The 250-nt window shown below is 46.8% G+C and carries 1 protein-coding gene; it reads right to left on the bottom strand.

Going from position 1 to position 250, the window contains the following annotated elements; genetic code table 11:
* Nucleotides 1–144 precede the first annotated feature (144 nt).
* A partial coding sequence (locus L8D11_RS06120; RefSeq protein ID WP_369127288.1) for a transposase occupies nucleotides 145–250 on the bottom strand: 106 nt, incomplete at its 5' end.

The following is a 250-nucleotide window of genomic DNA, read 5'->3' as shown; positions in this document are numbered from 1 at the left end:
ACTTTGCCGTCAGCTTCCTTCCGCCAACTCCTCACGAAGTTAACCTTGCCTCAGCTAATGGACAGCTCTATATCAGCCCATGAGGGACTTGAACCCTCTACTCTTACATCATGCACGGCGCACATCTAATCGTACTCGAAGTGCCTATTCCAACCCCTCGTCACTCAAATTATGCCATGCTTGTAATAACAGTCCCTTGAATAATTTAATAGGGTCATATCCTTGTGGCCCATATCCAGACCTCCCTAAA

This window comes from Candidatus Bandiella numerosa (assembly GCF_021811875.1).
Classification (GTDB): Bacteria; Pseudomonadota; Alphaproteobacteria; order Rickettsiales; family Midichloriaceae; genus Aquirickettsia; species Aquirickettsia numerosa_A.
This window is presented reverse-complemented; position numbering and strand designations above follow the sequence as displayed.